This window comes from Klebsiella variicola, assembly GCF_000828055.2.
Lineage (GTDB): Bacteria > Pseudomonadota > Gammaproteobacteria > Enterobacterales > Enterobacteriaceae > Klebsiella > Klebsiella variicola.
On sequence record NZ_CP010523.2, the window covers coordinates 632566 to 648454 of the forward strand.

Sequence of the window (15889 nt, forward strand, 5' to 3'; positions counted from 1 at the left end):
TTTCCTGACGATCTAAAGCACCAAAGTGTGATCTTCGCACGGTTGTAAATATAGTTCACCGTCTACGCTTTTGAACATTATTAAATTTAAAAATCATTTGTTCAATTGAGGCGCGATGATGAAGCCACTGCTTGAAGCTCGCCAGATTTGCAAACAGTTCTCCGGCGTTGCGGTGCTCAAGGGCATTGATTTCACGCTAGGCGCGGGCCAGGTGCATGCGCTGATGGGCGGCAACGGCGCGGGTAAATCGACGCTGATGAAGATCATCGCCGGCGTCGAAACGCCGGATAGCGGTGAACTGACGATCGGCGACCGCGCGTTTGCGCGCCTCAATCCGGCGCTGGCTCATCAGTTAGGCATCTATTTGGTGCCGCAGGAGCCGATGCTGTTTCCCAACCTCAGCGTGCGCGAGAACATTCTTTTCCGCCTGCCGAAGCGGGCGGATACCGTCGCGCGGTTGCAGGACAAACTGCAGCAGTTGAACTGCCAGATCAACCTCGACGCCAGCGCCAGCACGCTCGAGGTAGCCGATCAACAGATGGTCGAGATCCTGCGCGGGCTGATGCGCGAGGCCAGGATCCTGATCCTGGATGAACCCACCGCCTCTTTAACGCCGGGTGAAACCGAGAGGCTCTTTAGCCAGATCCGCGCGTTACAGGCGCTGGACGTTGGGATCGTCTTTATCTCACACAAATTGCCCGAAATCCGCCAGCTTGCCAGCCATATTTCGGTGATGCGCGACGGCGCGGTGGTGCTGAGCGGCGAGACCGCGGCATACCGCGATGAGCAACTGATTAACGCGATGACGCCGGTCAGCCGCGACCATGCGCTGAGCGACACGCAAAAGCTGTGGCTGTCGCTACCGGGTAACCGCCGTACGCAACCGCAGGACTTTCCCGTGCTGCGGGTGGAGGATCTCACCGGAGAAGGTTTTATCGATCTCAATCTGGAGATCCGCGCCGGAGAGATCGTCGGTCTGGCCGGGCTGGTAGGATCCGGGCGCACCGAATTTGCCGAAACCTTATACGGCCTGCGTCCACCGCGCGCCGGGCGGATCTGGCTGGAGAATCGCGAGATTAGCCGCGACAGTACCCGCGCCCGGCTGGCCAGCGGGCTGGTCTATCTGCCGGAAGACCGCCAGGTCTCGGGGCTGTTTCTTGATGCGCCGGTGCGCTGGAACACGGTGATGTTCAATCAGCCGTCGTGGTGGCAGCAGGGGAAACGGGAGGCGGCGGTGGTTGAACGCTATCACCGGGCGCTGGGGATCAAGCTGGCCGATGGCGATCAGCCGGTGCGCACTCTCTCTGGCGGTAACCAGCAAAAGGTGCTGCTGGCGCGCTGTCTGGAAGCTAATCCGTTACTGCTGATTGTCGATGAGCCGACGCGCGGCGTGGATGTCTCCGCCCGCGCCGATATCTATCAACTGCTAAAAAGCGTTGCCGCGCAAAACGTGGCGGTGCTGATGATCTCCTCCGATGTGGATGAGTTCGTTGGCCTGGCCGACCGGGTGCTGGTGATGCATCAGGGCCGCTACAGCGGTGAGCTGGCGCGACAGGCGGTGACCGTCGATCGCATGATGACCCTGGCCTTCGGAGGGCAGGCATGAAAACGTTACTGAAGAATCGCGAACTGAGCGCCTTCTTTGCCATCGTGGCGCTCTTTGCCGTGCTGGTGGCGCTCAATCCAGCCTATTTCAGCCTGCAGACCCTGGCGATGATTTTCGCCAGCTCGCAAATCCTCTGCCTGCTGGCATTGGGCGCGACGCTGGTGATGCTGACCCGCAATATTGACGTGTCGGTAGGCTCCACCGTTGGGCTGTGCGCCATCGCCGTCGGCGTGGCGCTGAACAACGGTTACGGGCTGGCGACGGCTATCGCCTTTGCGCTGGCGATTGGCGCGCTGGCCGGGGCGTTTAACGGCCTGCTGGTAGTGGGACTGCGCATTCCGGCGATCGTCGCCACCCTCGGCACGCTGGGGTTGTATCGCGGGGTGATGCTGCTGTGGACCGGCGGGAAATGGATCGAGGGCTTGCCCGACAGCCTGAAGTCGCTCTCGGAGCCGGCGTTTATCGGCGTGTCGCCGCTGGGCTGGCTGGTGCTGGCGCTGCTGCTGGCGGGCGGCTGGCTGCTGTCGCGCACCGCCTTTGGTCGTGATTTTTACGCCGTCGGCGATAACCTCGCCGCCGCGCGCCAGTTGGGCGTGGCGGTCAATCGCACGCGGATGCTGGCCTTTACCCTCAACGGCATGCTGGCGGCCTGCGCCGGGATTGTCTTCGCCGCGCAGATTGGTTTTGTGCCTAATCAGACCGGCAGCGGGCTGGAGATGAAAGCCATCGCCGCCTGCGTACTGGGCGGGATCTCGCTGCTCGGCGGTACCGGCACGCTGCTCGGCGCGTTTCTCGGCGCCTTTTTCCTCACCCAAATCGACACCGTGCTGGTGCTGTTCCGCCTTCCCGCCTGGTGGAATGACTTTATCGCCGGCCTGGTGCTGCTCGGCGTGCTGGTGCTCGATGGCCGCCTGCGCCAGGCGCTGGCCCGCCATCAGCGGGCGCTAAAGTACAGCCGTTTCCAGCCCGGTAATAAAGGGGGCAAACAGGTTGCCCGCTTTCCCGAACGCAAAAGCAAAGAGGTGGCTTAAATGAAGCTGAAGCTTAACTGGGAAAGCGCGCTGCTGGCGTTGCTGATCGCGGAAATCCTGCTATTCGGCGCGTTGAATTCGCGCATGCTGGATCTCAATATGCTGCTCTTTAGCACCAGCGACTTTATCTGCATCGGTATTGTCGCGCTGCCGCTGACGCTGGTGATCATCAGCGGCGGGATCGATATTTCGCTGGGCTCGACCATCGGCCTGTGCGCCATCGCCCTCGGGGTGATGACCCAGGCGGCCTGGCCGCTGTGGCTGGCGGTATCGCTGACGTTGCTCTTGGGACTGCTGTGCGGGTTATTCAACGCCGCGCTGATCCACTACACCGGCATCAGCCCGCTGGTGATCACGCTTGGTACGCTATATCTGTATGGCGGCGGCGCGCTGCTGCTTTCCGGGATGGCCGGCGCGACCGGTTACGAGGGGATTGGCGGTTTTCCCGATAGCTTCACCGCCATCGCCAATTTAACCCTCGCCGGACTGCCGCTGCCGCTGGTGCTGTTCGCGATTATCACCTTTCTCTTCTGGCTGCTGGCCCATCGCGGGCGCTTTGGCCGCCATCTCTTTTTACTCGGGCAAAACCCGCGCGCCGCGCGCTATGCCGCGCTGTCGGTGAACGGCATCCCGTACGTGCTGTATGGCCTGGTGGGCGTCGCCTCGGCGGTCGCGGCGCTGGTGATGGTCTCCTATTTCGGCTCGGCGCGTTCGGATTTAGGCCGCGACCTGCTGATGCCGGCGCTGACCGCGGCGGTGCTCGGCGGGGCCAATATTTACGGCGGCTCGGGATCGATACTGGGTACCGCGCTGGCGGCATTGCTGGTGGGGTATCTGCAACAGGGTTTACAGATGGTCGGCATCCCCAACCAGGTGTCGAGCGCGCTGTCAGGGGCGCTGTTGGTTGTGGTGGTGATGGGGCGTTCGCTGAGCCTGCACCGTGAATGGGTGCGCGCGACCTGGCGGCGTCTTTTCTCGCATAGAACAATCGGAGCACAACAATGAAAACAAAACGTATCCTGCAGGTCAGCGCGCTGGCGCTGGCGATGAGCGTGGTTACCGCGCAAGCGGCGGACCGCATCGCCTTTATTCCTAAGCTGGTCGGCGTCGGCTTCTTTACCAGCGGCGGCAACGGCGCGAAAGAGGCGGGGAAAGCGCTGGGTGTGGATGTCACCTATGACGGCCCCACCGAGCCCAGCGTCTCCGGCCAGGTGCAGCTTATCAACAACTTCGTCAACCAGGGCTACAACGCGATTATCGTCTCCGCCGTTTCGCCGGACAGCCTGTGCCCGGCGCTGAAGCGGGCGATGCAGCGCGGGGTGAAAGTCCTGACCTGGGATTCCGATACCAAACCGGAGTGCCGCAGCATCTATATCAACCAGGGCACGCCGCAGCAGCTCGGCGGCCTGCTGGTGGAGATGGCGGAAAAGCAGGTCAGCAAACCTGCCGCCAAAGTCGCGTTTTTCTACTCCAGCCCGACGGTGACCGACCAGAACCAGTGGGTGAAGGAAGCCAAAGCCAAAATCGAAAAAGAGCATCCGCAGTGGCAAATCGTCACCACCCAGTTTGGCTATAACGATGCCACCAAATCGCTGCAAACCGCCGAGGGGATCTTAAAAGCGTATCCGGATCTCGACGCCATTATCGCGCCGGATGCCAATGCGTTGCCGGCGGCGGCGCAGGCGGCGGAGAACCTCAAGCGTCAGGGCGTGGCGATCGTCGGCTTTAGTACGCCGAACGTGATGCGCCCGTACGTTGAGCGCGGCACGGTGAAAGCGTTCGGCCTGTGGGATGTGGTTCAGCAGGGCAAAATTGCGGTTAACGTCGCCGATCGATTGCTGAAAAAGGGCGATCTTAACGTAGGCGATAGCGTTGAGGTGAAAGATATCGGCTCGCTGAAGGTCGAACCGAATAGCGTGCAGGGCTACCAGTATGAGGCGAAGGGCAACGGTATCGTGCTGCTGCCGGAGCGCGTGGTGTTCAGCAAAGAGAACATCAACAACTACGACTTCTGACGGAGGAAAAGATGGCTGATTTAGACGATATCAAAGAGGGTAAGGACTTCGGCATCGACCGCCCGCAGCAGAATACGCTGTATACCCTGAAAGGCTGTGGTTCACTGGATTGGGGCATGCAGTCACGGCTGGCGCGCATCTTTAATCCGCACAGCAACCGCACGGTGATGCTGGCCTTCGATCACGGCTACTTCCAGGGGCCAACGACCGGGCTTGAGCGTATCGACCTGTCGATTGCGCCGCTGTTTGCCGACACCGACGTGCTGATGTGCACCCGCGGCGTACTGCGTAGCCAGGTGCCGGCGGCCACCAATAAGCCGGTGGTACTGCGCGCCTCCGGCGGCAATTCGATTTTGAGCGAACTCTCCAACGAATGCGTGGCGGTGGCGATGGAAGACGCGCTGCGTCTCAACGTATGCGCGGTGGCGGCGCAGGTTTATATCGGCAGCGAATACGAACATCAGTCGATCAATAACATCATCAAACTGGTGGATGCCGGTAATCGCTACGGTATGCCGGTACTGGCGGTTACCGGCGTCGGCAAAGAGATGACCCGCGACGCGCGCTACTTCTCGCTGGCCAGCCGGATTGCCGCCGAAATGGGGGCGCAGTTTGTGAAGACCTATTTCGTTGAGGAAGGCTTTGAAAAAGTGACCGCCAGCTGTCCGGTGCCGATCGTTATCGCCGGCGGTAAAAAACTGCCGGAGCATGAGGCGCTGGAGATGTGCTGGCGGGCGATCGACCAGGGGGCTTCCGGGGTGGATATGGGGCGCAATATCTTCCAGTCCAGCGCCCCGCGCGCGATGCTGAAGGCGGTGAAAAAGGTGGTGCATGAGAATCTGAACGCGCGCGAAGCGTATCAGTTCTGGCAGGAAGAGAAACAGGGAGAGCTGAAATGAACGTGACGCTGGTGGAGATCAATATTAAACCCGAGCGGGTGGATGAGTTTCTTGAGGTGTTTCGCGCCAACCACGAGGGCGCGCTGCGGGAACCAGGCAACCTGCGCTTTGATGTCCTGCAGGATCCCGAGGTGAAAACCCGCTTTTTTATCTACGAAGCCTATAAAGACGATGAGGCGGTGCTGGCGCATAAGAAGACGCCGCACTATTTAGCCTGCGTCGAAAAGCTGGAGGAGATGATGTCGCAGCCGCGGCAGAAACGCAGCTTTATCGGCCTGTTGCCGCAGGTATGAGGATTTTCCTTCCCCCTCTCCCTGTGGGAGAGGGGGAAGGGCACTTATTACGCTTCTTCAACCGAGACGCGCAGGGCCGCCAGCGCCTTACGCGCCGCTTTCAGCACCTGCTCACACTGCTCCAGGGTGAGGGTCAGCGGCGGTTCAACGCGGATCGTCTTGGCGTTGTTTAACGTCCCGGCGACCAGCACCCGCTGTCTGAACATCTCGCTGGCAAAGTCGTAGCCAATCTCGTTATCGACAAACTCGATGGCCATCAGCATGCCTTTCCCGCGCACTTCATTCACCAGGTCCGGATACTCCTGCGCCAGCAGGCGGAACCCGTCCAGCAGCATATCGCCTTTCTGCGCCGCCTGCGCCGGCAGGTTTTGCGTCAACAGCACGTTGATCGTCGCCAGCGCCGCCGCACAGGCCAACGGGTTGCCGCCGAAGGTGGTGGTGTGCAGGAACGGGTTGTCGAACAGCACCGAGAAGACCTCTTCCGTCGCCACCGTCGCGCCGATCGGCATCACACCGCCGCCGAGCGCTTTCGCCAGACACAGAATATCGGGCTGAACGTTCTCATGCTCGCAGGCGAACATCTTGCCGGTGCGGCCCATGCCGGTCTGCACTTCGTCGAGGATCAGCAGGGCGCCAAACTCATCGCACAGCTTACGCACCGCCGGCAAATACCCCTGCGGCGGGAGGATCACGCCCCCTTCGCCCTGAATCGGCTCGAGGATCACCGCCGCGACGTCGTCGCCGGTTTTCTTGCACTCGCTCAGCATGGTGCGCATGGCGTTGATATCGCCGAACGGCACGTGGCGGAAGCCCGGCAGCAGCGGCATAAAGGGTTTGCGGAAGGTCGACTTGGCGGTGGCCGACAGCGCACCCAGCGATTTACCGTGGAAGGCGCCGCTGGTGGCGATGAAGGTAAATTTACCGCGCGGCGACTGATAGGCTTTCGCCAGCTTGATAGCCGCCTCTACCGATTCGGTACCGCTGTTGCAGAAGAAACTGTACTTTAGTTTGCCGGGCGTTAAGGCTGCCAGGGTTTTCGCCAGCATCGCGCGTAGCGGATCCAGCAGTTCCTGACTGTGAAGCGGTTGTTTCGCGAGTTGATTCTCGACGGCGGATACCACAACTGGATTACGGTGCCCTACATTGAAGATGCCAAACCCACCAAGGCAGTCGATAAATTCCTGTCCCTGGGTGTCGACAAGCGTATTTAACCCTCCCGCTTGCCACTCTACGGCTCCGTAATCCCCGCCGGCTGTGACCGATTTTCGATACTCTAAAAACCCCGGATTCACATGCTCTTTAAAGTATTCCCTGACCTCCTGGTTAAGTGCTTTCATTTCCTCATGATCAAGCGTGCGCTTTTCAATGAGATTCAGTGCGTGTGCGCTGCAGGCCAGAGCCGATGCGCTGGAAGGTAACCTGTTCAAAATGTGCTCCTGGGGCGGACGTATCACACGATACTGGATTAAGTATTGCAGGGATTACGCCAGTTCGGCAGAAGCGGTGAAAATCGGGATAAATGCAAAGTAAAAGACGAAATGTGTAAAATTTAATCTCATTGCGCCACTATTGGCACGTTTTATTCCTGAGCTGACGAGATTTTCTGCCTGGCGGCGATGAACGGGGCGATCCGTCGTGGTGCGAGCTGCCCCAGGGCGGGGCAGCCGGTGGTAACAAAAGAGGCTTAGTCGAGCTGAGAGATCTCCATCGCCGCCCGGTCGATAATGCCGATGATCTGCTTGAGCTGGGCGGCACTGCTGGCCTGCTGGTTCACTTTCAGGTCGAGGACCGCTTTGAAGTTTTCCAGCGCGCGCTTCATCTGCGGATCCCGGCGCAGCTCGCAGCCGACCATCCGCGCCTGCAGACGCTCCTGGATATGGGCCAGGTGCTCCTGGTTCTCGGCGTGCAGCTGTTTTCCTTCCTCGCTGATAACGATTTTTTTACGTCCGTTGTCATCTTCCACGCTGATAAGGCCCTGGTCCTGGAGCAGATCCAGCGTCGGGTAGATCACCCCCGGGCTGGGGCTGTAGTTCCCCTGGGTAAGCGTTTCGATCTCTTTGATCAGCTCATAGCCATGGCTGGCGTTGCGGCTGAGGATATCCAGAATGATCAGCCGCAGTTCACCGTGGCCAAAGAAACGCTGGCGGCGTCCGCCGCCGCGGCGGCCATGGTCGCCGTGTTCGCTGGGATCACCGTGGCGCCCGCGTGGCCCACGCCCCTCTTCATGATGATGTCGCATGGTTACCTCCTGCTGTTTTTGATATATCTAATTTATATCTAAAAAATGAATGTTCGCAATGCTGGTTGCTATTTATTTTTTAATATATTGATATGTATGTAATTATTTTCTGATTGTGGATTTTGATGCGGTTTGTTTTGACTATATCAAAAAAAGACTTGCATTCTTTTTAGTTGGCAATCATTATCATTTGCATCAAGTTTAGATATATCTATTTACCGTTCACGAAGGCAATCGATGATGACAAAAACCAAAGCAGACAAGTACCCGCAGCGTGTCCGCAATGAGCTGCGTTTCCGTGAGCTGACGGTGCTGCGCGTGGAGCGCGCAGGCGCGGCGTTCCAGCGTATCGTGCTGGGAGGCGAGGCGCTGGAAGGCTTCGCTTCTCACGGCTTTGACGACCATACCAAGCTTTTTTTCCCCGAGCCGGGCGCGGCATTTACCCCGCCGCAGGTGACCGAGGAGGGGATTGACTGGGGCGAGGGCGTGCGGCCTGCCACCCGTGACTATACGCCGCTGTACGATGCCGAACGTCACGAGCTGGCTTACGATTTCTATATCCACGATGGCGGTATTGCCAGCCGCTGGGCGCTGGAAGCAAAAGTGGGCGATAAGCTGGTGATCGGCGGCCCGCGCGGCTCGCTGGTGGTGCCGCAAGATTATGCCTGGCAGCTGTATGTTTGCGATGAGTCCGGCATGCCGGCGCTGCGCCGTCGTCTGCTGGGATTACGCCAGCTGCCGGCAAGGCCGCAGGTGACGGCCATCGTTACTATCGCCGATGCGTCGTATAAAGATTATCTGGCGGATCTCGACGGCTTTAACATCGAGTGGGTGGTGGGCCACAACCCGGCCTTCGTCGCCGAGCGTCTGGCCCAGGTGAAGGTGCCGGCGGAGGATTATTTCATCTGGCTGACCGGCGAAGGCGCGGTGGTGAAATCGCTGCTGGCGCGCTTTGAAGACGAGAGCATCGAACAGCAACTGGTGCGTTCCCAGGCGTACTGGCACAGTAAGTAAAAAGCCATCGTGGTAAAACCCGGATAGCGGCTTGCGCCTTATCCGGGCTACGGTTGGCGCCGTTTTTTGTCGGGTGGCGGCTTACGCCTTACCCGACCTTCTATTCGGCGGTGTGACGTCGCCCCAGTAAAACCCGGATAGCGGCTTGCGTACGGTTGGCGCCGATTTGTAGCCCCGGTAAGCACAGCGCCACCGGGGAAGGCTTATCGTTCCGCCAGGGCCTTAAACACCATCGCTACCGCATGGGCGCCGGGGTCCATGTTGCCGAGCAGGCTATCGCTGTTGAGATAGGACGCTCGTCCGGCGCCAGCTTTGCCCGACTGGCAGGTGCGATCCGCCCCGGCCTGCGCCGCGGCAAAAGCGGCCTGCAGATTCTCCGGTTCGGCCAGCAGCGCCGCCAGCGCCGGCTGCAGAGCGTCGATCATCGTCCGGTCTCCCTCATCGGCGCCGCCGTAAAACTTCATCTGTTCCAGACCGGCGTTCAGCGCCTCGGCCACGCTGGCGCCTTGTCCCAGCTTCTGCCCGGCAGCGGTGAAGAAGATAGACATCAATACCCCGCTGGAGCCGCCCATCACCACCGTCAGACGTTCGCCGATCAGCGCGAACAGCGTTGGCAGATCGTTTAGCGGCAGCTGCTGGCGCTGCAGCAGGTCGGCAATCTCGCGCGCCCCGGCGGCGAAGGTGGAGCCGGTATCGCCGTCGCCCACTTTGGCGTCCAGCGCGTTGAGATGGGCTTCAAGGTCGGAGAGGGTGCCGGTCACCTGCGCGACGTAATCGCCCACCAGCGGATTGCCCGATGGTATAAAGTCGACGCGCGCGCTGGCGAGAGTGGACGGCATGATGTTAACTGCCCGCGGCTGCACCGGCGTCTGCCAGCCGGCGGTTTCCACGTCCGACAGCAGCGCTTTTTCAATACCCTCCTCCAGCACGATGGCGCTCAGCGAGAAGCCTTTCATATCCAGCGCCGTCACCAGCGAGGCCGGGCCTATTAACCAGTCAACGCGCGCCTGCAGCGGGGTGTTGGCCAGCTCGCGGGTCAGGATCGCCATCTCAGCCTCCGACACGCCGCCGAGGTTATTAAGCATCACCGCCAGGCGGCCGGTTTCCGGTAGGGCGGCGGTCAGTTTTTCCACCATCAGGTTGACGATTTCCGCGCTGTTATGCGTGGCGATGGTTGAGGCCCCGGGCTCACCGTGGATGCCCATTCCCAGCTCGGCGTGGCCGGCCTGATGGCGCGGCGCGCTTTCGGCTTCCTGCGGCAGGTGGCAGCTGGCCAGCGCCACGCCGATGCTGGCGGTATGGCTGGCGGCGTATTGCGCTTCACGCAGGACGGTGGCGAGGTTGAAGCCGCGCTCGGCGAAATAGCCCGCCACTTTATGCACCAGAATGGTCCCGGCGATGCCGCGCGGCTGCTTGTTATCCGGCAGCGAAATGTCGTCGCCGACGATCAGCATCTCCACGTTGTAGCCGAGACGGCGCGCTTTCTCCGCCGCCAGGCCGAAGTTAAGCCGATCGCCGGTGTAGTTTTTGACGATCAGCAGGCAGCCCGCCTCGCCGGTCACCGCCTGAATGGCGGTAAGCACCGCGTCGACGCTCGGCGAGGCGAACAGATCGCCGCAGACCGCGGCGGTCAGCATGCCTTTACCAATAAAGCCGACGTGCGCCGGTTCATGGCCGGCGCCGCCGCCGGAGATCACCGCCACGTTGTTTTTATTCAGATCGCGACGGACCACCACCCGGATCGCCGGGTCGCTCTCCAGACGGGCGAGGTTATTCCACGGGCTGGCGATAATGGTACCCTCAATCACATCGTTGACGAGGCTGGCGCGCTGGTTAAAAAAGAATTGAGACATAGTGGTTCCTGAAGAGTAAGCGAAAACTCACCCTCCGGAGGCAGGCCTCCGGAGCGGTAACGGTCAACGTGAATTTTAGTCACGGATAAGGCGTTGGTTACGCATATCGAGCGCGATGGCTTCGCCAGGCTGAATATCCTTCAGCGCCTCGCCCTGCTGGCACAGCCACACGATCCCCGCGGCGCGGGCGATAATCGCGCCGTGAGCCTGTTCGCTGCCATCGCGCAGGCACAGGCCTTTAATGAGGCTGGCATCCAGTTGTAAGACGGTTGAGGGATAAATGTTGTCGGCAATAATAATTGTTGGCTCGCCGGGTGTCGGCAGCGTCTCCTGAATACCCTGCAGATGGCGCAGGGTGCGCTGCAGAATATCTTCGATATCGATATAGCGCGCCTGCAGGTAGGGGTCATCCAGCTGGCGATACTGCTGGCTGAGCTCCATTAGCACCTGATGCCACGCCCATTCCGCCGAGCATTGTTCGGTGAGCAGACGATCGTTGGCGGCATCAAACAGATCGTCATCGTCGAGCAGGGTGTGGTGCCCGGCGAAGATCGCCGCGATATCGGCGTTAAATTTATTTTCCGCCAGCTCGGTCAGGACGATAAGATCCGCCAGCGTCTGGTCAATGGCCTGGCGCAGGCGCTGCTGCTCGCGGGCAGCATCGGCGGCAGCCGGGCGGAGCGGCTGGATCAGGGCCAGCGGATAGCGCAGGGCAACGCCTTCGACGCGCTCGGGCGTTGCCGGAGCCGCTGCCGGTTGCGCCGCAGGCGATTCACCGAAGTTATCGGCGGCCAGCGCCTGAAACGCCGCCAGCGCCGCGTCGGCATCCGGACCGCGGGCCAGCAGGCGCAGTTTATCGTTACGGCGTACCTGCAATAGCGCGATTTGGTTGAGGCTGTCCGGTTTGACGCACTTCCCGTTTTTCTCCAGCAGCAGATCGGCATTAAAACCCGCCAGCGCGGCGACCAGCTTCGACGCCGGACGCACATGCAGGCCGTTGTGATTGTTAATAATGACTGAAACCGATTTTGTGTCGCCGTCGTCGGCAAGCGTCGGCGCCGGCGCGGCGTCAGAAGTTGGCGAAGGTAAACCCAGCTGAACCCGCTTGGCCTCCAGGGCGCTCATGGCGTCGGCGATCACCTTGTCGATCCCGGCGCCGGAGGCAGCGCTGACGGTGGCCGCCAGCGTCCCTTCCACCAGCGGCGCGGCGCACAGCCGCACCTTCGCGGCAATCGCCGGATCGAGCAGATCGAGGGCGGTTTCGGCGCTGAGCAACGCGCTGCCGATATCCATCATCACCAGCACGTGATCGGTATCGGCGACGGATTCGATCGCCTCCATGACTTTTATTGGATCGGTGCCGATCGGGCTGTCTGGATCGTCGATCCCGGCGGCGATCGCCAGCTTGCAGCCATCGTTCATTAACATCTGCCGGGCCAGTTCTCCGACACCTTCGCCCAGCCGGGCGCTATGAGAAACAATAACCAGGTTTACCATCGCGATTTCCTTACTCTTTGGCGGCGGCGGCCAGCATCTGAACCATAAACAGCACCGAGGTTGCGCCGGGATCCTGATGTCCGATGCTGCGCTCGCCGAGATAGCTGGCGCGGCCTTTACGCGCCTGCATGGTGATGGTGGCGTGGGCCGCACGCTCGGCCACTTCGCAGGCGGCATCCAGCGCGGCGGCGATCGACAGGTGCTGCTCGCTGGACTGGCGCAGGGAGTCCGCCACCGGCAGCCAGACGTCGCACATGGTTTTATCCCCTGGCTCCGCTTTGCCGCGGTTGACCACCCCGTCCGCGCCTTCGCGGATCATCAGGTACAGTTCGTCGAGGGTCAGGCTCTGGTGGGCCTGAGTGACCTGCGCGGCGCGAATAAAGAAGGTGCCGAACAGCGGGCCGCTGGCGCCGCCAACGTTGGAGAGCAGCGTCATGCCGGTATTTTTCAGGATAAAGCCAATATCTTTATCGGCGATCGACGGCAGCTTTTCGACCACTTTACTAAAGCCGCGGTGCATATTGAGACCGTGGTCGGCGTCGCCGATCTCTTTATCGAGGCCGGTGAGAAAATCGCTCTCTTTGGTGAAAATGTCGCCGCAGCGGTACAGCCAGTCGACGATTTGCGTTCTGTTCAGTGACATGTCGTGCTCCTTAGTTTCCCCAGTTCAGCGCCGGGGTATGAACCGGGGCGTCCCATAGCGCCAGCGTCTCATCATCCACTTTCAGCAGGGTGATGGAGAAGCCCGACATATCCAGCGAGGTGCAGTAGCTGCCGATGAGGTTACGTTCGATGATGATGCCAGACGCTTCGCAGCGCTGGGCGAGACGGTGATACACGCCGTACAGTTCGGACAGCGGGGTGGCGCCGAGGTTATTGACCAGCGCGATGACCCGGTCGCCGTTTTGCAGCGCGGTTTTGCTCTGCTTCACTTCCTGCCACGCGCCCTTGACGGTATTCCACTGGCGCAGCGTGCGGCTGTAGGCGCCATTCTCCAGCAGGGTATCGAACATCTCATCGACGGTTTGGTCGAGCGAGCTGAAGCGGCGGCGGTCGATGCCCGGCTCGCCGTGAATGCCGACACCGAACTCCATCTCGTCATCTTTCAGCGTAAAGGAGGGCTGCCCGGCGGCCGGTACGGTGCAGGCGCCGAGAGCGATACCAATCGAGTGGCCGAGATTGTTCAGGCGGCGGCCCAGTTCAGCGCAGGCTTCCAGCGAGTCACCGCGCTCGGCGGCGGCGCCGACCAGTTTTTCGATCAACACGGTATTGGCGACGCCGCGGCGACCAGCGGTATAGAGACTGTCTTTCACCGCCACGTCGTCGTCGACCACCACGGTGGTGACTTTAATGCCGCTTTCATGCAGCAGCTCGGTAGCGGTTTCGAAGTTCAGGATATCGCCGGTGTAGTTTTTGATAATCAGCAGAACGCCTTCGCCGCCGTCAATTTGCATCGCGCATTCGAACATTTTGTCCGGCGTCGGCGAGGTGAAGATTTCCCCCGGGCAGGCGCCAGAGAGCATGCCCTGGCCGATATAGCCGCAGTGCATCGGCTCATGTCCGCTGCCGCCGCCGGAGAGCAAGGCCACCTTGCCGGCCACCGGCGCGTCGGTGCGGGTCACATATAGCGGGTCCTGATGCAGGGTCAGCTGCGGATGGGCTTTAGCCAGCCCCTGTAATTGTTCATTCAGTACATCTTCAACACGGTTAATCAGCTTTTTCATTATTCAGTGCTCCGTTGGAGAAGGTTCGATGCGGCCTCTCTGCTGGCGGAGGCGGTCATCGCGTAGGGGTATCGTCTGACGGTGGAGCGTGCCTGGCGATATGATGATTCTGGCTGAGTGGACGAAAAAAAGAATGCCCCGACGATCGGGTTTCATTACGAAACATTGCTTCCTGATTTTGTTTCTTTATGGAACGTTTTTGCCGAGGATACGGTGAAAATGCGAGCTGGCGCGCTTTTTTTCTTCTGTCATAAGCGGCGGTCAGGATGGCTGGCGAAGCGGGTGGGAAAAAATTTTTGCTGATTTTCTGCCGGCTGCGGGAGAAAAAAAGGCCGAAAAGGGGGGATGGTAAGGGCATTATGCGGCAGATGAGCGGATCGGGATCGCAATCCTGACAGAGAACAGGGTTTTTTGTTCCAATATGGAACGTAAAAAATTAACCTGTGTTTCATATCAGAACAAAAAGGCGAAAGATTTTTTTGTTCCCTGCCGGCCCTACAGTGATCGCACTGCTCCGGTACCGTTCCGTTCAGGCCGCGTTTTCCGGCCGGCGCGGATAACGCCAGGGCTCTTCATGTCTACATGCGCACTTATTTGAGGGTGAAAGGAATGCTAAAAGTTATTCAATCTCCAGCCAAATATCTTCAGGGCCCTGATGCTGCTGTCCTGTTCGGTCAATATGCCAAAAACCTGGCGGAGAGCTTCTTCGTCATCGCCGACGATTTCGTGATGAAGCTGGCGGGAGAGAAAGTGGTGAATGGCCTGCAGAGTCACGATATTCGCTGCCATGCGGAACGGTTTAACGGTGAATGCAGCCATGCGGAAATTAACCGTCTGATGGCGATTTTGCAAAAACAGGGCTGCCGCGGCGTGGTTGGCATCGGCGGCGGTAAAACCCTCGATACCGCGAAGGCGATCGGTTACTACCAGAAGCTGCCGGTGGTGGTGATCCCGACCATCGCCTCGACCGATGCGCCAACCAGCGCGCTGTCGGTGATCTACACCGAAGCGGGCGAGTTTGAAGAGTATCTGATCTATCCGAAAAACCCGGATATGGTGGTGATGGACACGGCGATTATCGCCAAAGCGCCGGTACGCCTGCTGGTCTCCGGCATGGGCGATGCGCTCTCCACCTGGTTCGAGGCCAAGGCCTGCTACGATGCGCGCGCCACCAGCATGGCCGGGGGGCAGTCCACCGAGGCGGCGCTGAGCCTCGCCCGCCTGTGCTATGATACGCTGCTGGCGGAGGGCGAAAAGGCCCGTCTGGCGGCGCAGGCCGGGGTGGTGACCGAAGCGCTGGAGCGCATCATCGAGGCGAACACCTACCTCAGCGGCATTGGCTTTGAAAGCAGTGGCCTGGCCGCCGCCCACGCGATCCACAACGGTTTCACCATTCTGGAAGAGTGCCACCACCTGTATCACGGTGAGAAAGTGGCCTTCGGTACCCTGGCGCAGCTGGTGCTGCAGAACAGCCCGATGGATGAGATTGAAACGGTGCTGGGCTTCTGCCAGCGCGTCGGCCTGCCGGTGACCCTCGCGCAGATGGGCGTCAAAGAGGGGATCGACGCGAAAATCGCCGCGGTGGCGAAAGCCACCTGCGCGGAAGGGGAGACCATCCACAATATGCCGTTCGCGGTGACCCCGGAGAGTGTGCACGCCGCTATCCTCACCGCCGATCTGTTAGGCCAGCAGTGGCTGGCGCGTTAATTCGCGGTGGC

General features: G+C 60.3%; 14 protein-coding genes and 1 pseudogene. 8 read left to right on the top strand and 7 right to left on the bottom strand.

Annotated elements, in window-relative coordinates; all coding sequences use genetic code 11:
* The first annotated feature begins 118 nt into the window (after positions 1-118).
* Genes lsrA through lsrG form a run of 6 tightly spaced genes read left to right on the top strand, consistent with a single transcriptional unit; the run spans position 119 to position 5844 of the window.
* Entirely contained in the window at positions 119-1606 is a 1488-nt protein-coding gene (lsrA, locus tag SP68_RS03025; RefSeq protein ID WP_040976010.1) for an autoinducer 2 ABC transporter ATP-binding protein LsrA, read from the top strand.
* Positions 1603-2637, top strand: a complete 1035-nt coding sequence (gene lsrC / locus SP68_RS03030; protein WP_016161856.1) for an autoinducer 2 ABC transporter permease LsrC — start codon at positions 1603-1605, stop codon at positions 2635-2637. Before lsrA ends, lsrC begins: the two co-directional genes overlap by 4 nt.
* Positions 2638-3642, top strand: a complete 1005-nt coding sequence (lsrD, locus tag SP68_RS03035) for an autoinducer 2 ABC transporter permease LsrD (RefSeq protein WP_022066315.1) — start codon at positions 2638-2640, stop codon at positions 3640-3642.
* Complete coding sequence (lsrB, locus tag SP68_RS03040) at positions 3639-4652, top strand: autoinducer 2 ABC transporter substrate-binding protein LsrB (RefSeq protein ID WP_040968897.1); 1014 nt, start codon at positions 3639-3641, stop codon at positions 4650-4652. Before lsrD ends, lsrB begins: the two co-directional genes overlap by 4 nt.
* 11 nt (positions 4653-4663) lie before the next feature.
* On the top strand, positions 4664-5551 hold the full coding sequence (lsrF, locus tag SP68_RS03045; protein ID WP_002917724.1) for a 3-hydroxy-5-phosphonooxypentane-2,4-dione thiolase: 888 nt from the start codon (positions 4664-4666) through the stop codon (positions 5549-5551).
* Positions 5548-5844: a (4S)-4-hydroxy-5-phosphonooxypentane-2,3-dione isomerase gene (gene lsrG / locus SP68_RS03050; RefSeq protein ID WP_004181386.1), complete on the top strand. Its 297-nt coding sequence runs from the start codon at positions 5548-5550 to the stop codon at positions 5842-5844. Before lsrF ends, lsrG begins: the two co-directional genes overlap by 4 nt.
* Positions 5845-5891: 47 nt before the next feature.
* On the opposite strand, the gene ygjG is transcribed toward lsrG, so the two are convergent.
* Positions 5892-7271, bottom strand: coding sequence for a putrescine aminotransferase (gene ygjG / locus SP68_RS03055; RefSeq protein WP_012540512.1), 1380 nt, complete (start codon positions 7269-7271; stop codon positions 5892-5894).
* A 257-nt stretch (positions 7272-7528) separates the two neighbouring features.
* Complete coding sequence (locus SP68_RS03060) at positions 7529-8083, bottom strand: PadR family transcriptional regulator (RefSeq protein ID WP_008806562.1); 555 nt, start codon at positions 8081-8083, stop codon at positions 7529-7531.
* Between the two features lie 237 nt (positions 8084-8320).
* On the opposite strand from SP68_RS03060, the gene SP68_RS03065 reads away from it, so the two are divergent.
* Complete coding sequence (locus SP68_RS03065) at positions 8321-9097, top strand: siderophore-interacting protein (RefSeq protein WP_162499997.1); 777 nt, start codon at positions 8321-8323, stop codon at positions 9095-9097.
* Between the two features lie 203 nt (positions 9098-9300).
* On the opposite strand, the gene SP68_RS03070 is transcribed toward SP68_RS03065, so the two are convergent.
* From SP68_RS03070 to SP68_RS27680, 5 genes and pseudogenes are all read right to left on the bottom strand, one after another.
* Positions 9301-10950, bottom strand: a complete 1650-nt coding sequence (locus tag SP68_RS03070; RefSeq protein ID WP_040968895.1) for a glycerone kinase — start codon at positions 10948-10950, stop codon at positions 9301-9303.
* Between the two features lie 75 nt (positions 10951-11025).
* Positions 11026-12447, bottom strand: a complete 1422-nt coding sequence (gene dhaM / locus SP68_RS03075; protein WP_040968894.1) for a dihydroxyacetone kinase phosphoryl donor subunit DhaM — start codon at positions 12445-12447, stop codon at positions 11026-11028.
* A gap of 10 nt (positions 12448-12457) precedes the next feature.
* Positions 12458-13090, bottom strand: coding sequence for a dihydroxyacetone kinase subunit DhaL (gene dhaL, locus SP68_RS03080; RefSeq protein ID WP_008806558.1), 633 nt, complete (start codon positions 13088-13090; stop codon positions 12458-12460).
* A 10-nt stretch (positions 13091-13100) separates the two neighbouring features.
* Positions 13101-14171 (bottom strand): dihydroxyacetone kinase subunit DhaK, encoded by a 1071-nt coding sequence (gene dhaK / locus SP68_RS03085; RefSeq protein WP_023298238.1) that lies wholly within the window; start codon positions 14169-14171, stop codon positions 13101-13103.
* 155 nt (positions 14172-14326) lie between these two features.
* A pseudogene (locus SP68_RS27680) lies at positions 14327-14529 on the bottom strand (hypothetical protein).
* Between the two features lie 251 nt (positions 14530-14780).
* Here SP68_RS27680 and SP68_RS03090 point away from each other — a divergent pair.
* Complete coding sequence (locus tag SP68_RS03090; protein WP_008806556.1) at positions 14781-15878, top strand: glycerol dehydrogenase; 1098 nt, start codon at positions 14781-14783, stop codon at positions 15876-15878.
* The last annotated feature ends 11 nt before the right edge of the window (positions 15879-15889 follow it).

Bases quoted from the DNA above. Each gene is read 5' to 3' on its own strand.
- lsrA (WP_040976010.1), top strand. From the start codon at position 119: ATGAAGCCACTGCTTGAAGCTCGCCAGATTTGCAAACAGTTCTCCGGC.
- lsrC (WP_016161856.1), top strand. From the start codon at position 1,603: ATGAAAACGTTACTGAAGAATCGCGAACTGAGCGCCTTCTTTGCCATC.
- lsrD (WP_022066315.1), top strand. From the start codon at position 2,638: ATGAAGCTGAAGCTTAACTGGGAAAGCGCGCTGCTGGCGTTGCTGATC.
- lsrB (WP_040968897.1), top strand. From the start codon at position 3,639: ATGAAAACAAAACGTATCCTGCAGGTCAGCGCGCTGGCGCTGGCGATG.
- lsrF (WP_002917724.1), top strand. From the start codon at position 4,664: ATGGCTGATTTAGACGATATCAAAGAGGGTAAGGACTTCGGCATCGAC.
- lsrG (WP_004181386.1), top strand. From the start codon at position 5,548: ATGAACGTGACGCTGGTGGAGATCAATATTAAACCCGAGCGGGTGGAT.
- SP68_RS03060 (WP_008806562.1), bottom strand. From the start codon at position 8,083: ATGCGACATCATCATGAAGAGGGGCGTGGGCCACGCGGGCGCCACGGT.
- SP68_RS03065 (WP_162499997.1), top strand. From the start codon at position 8,321: ATGATGACAAAAACCAAAGCAGACAAGTACCCGCAGCGTGTCCGCAAT.
- SP68_RS03070 (WP_040968895.1), bottom strand. From the start codon at position 10,950: ATGTCTCAATTCTTTTTTAACCAGCGCGCCAGCCTCGTCAACGATGTG.
- dhaM (WP_040968894.1), bottom strand. From the start codon at position 12,447: ATGGTAAACCTGGTTATTGTTTCTCATAGCGCCCGGCTGGGCGAAGGT.
- dhaL (WP_008806558.1), bottom strand. From the start codon at position 13,090: ATGTCACTGAACAGAACGCAAATCGTCGACTGGCTGTACCGCTGCGGC.
- dhaK (WP_023298238.1), bottom strand. From the start codon at position 14,171: ATGAAAAAGCTGATTAACCGTGTTGAAGATGTACTGAATGAACAATTA.
- SP68_RS03090 (WP_008806556.1), top strand. From the start codon at position 14,781: ATGCTAAAAGTTATTCAATCTCCAGCCAAATATCTTCAGGGCCCTGAT.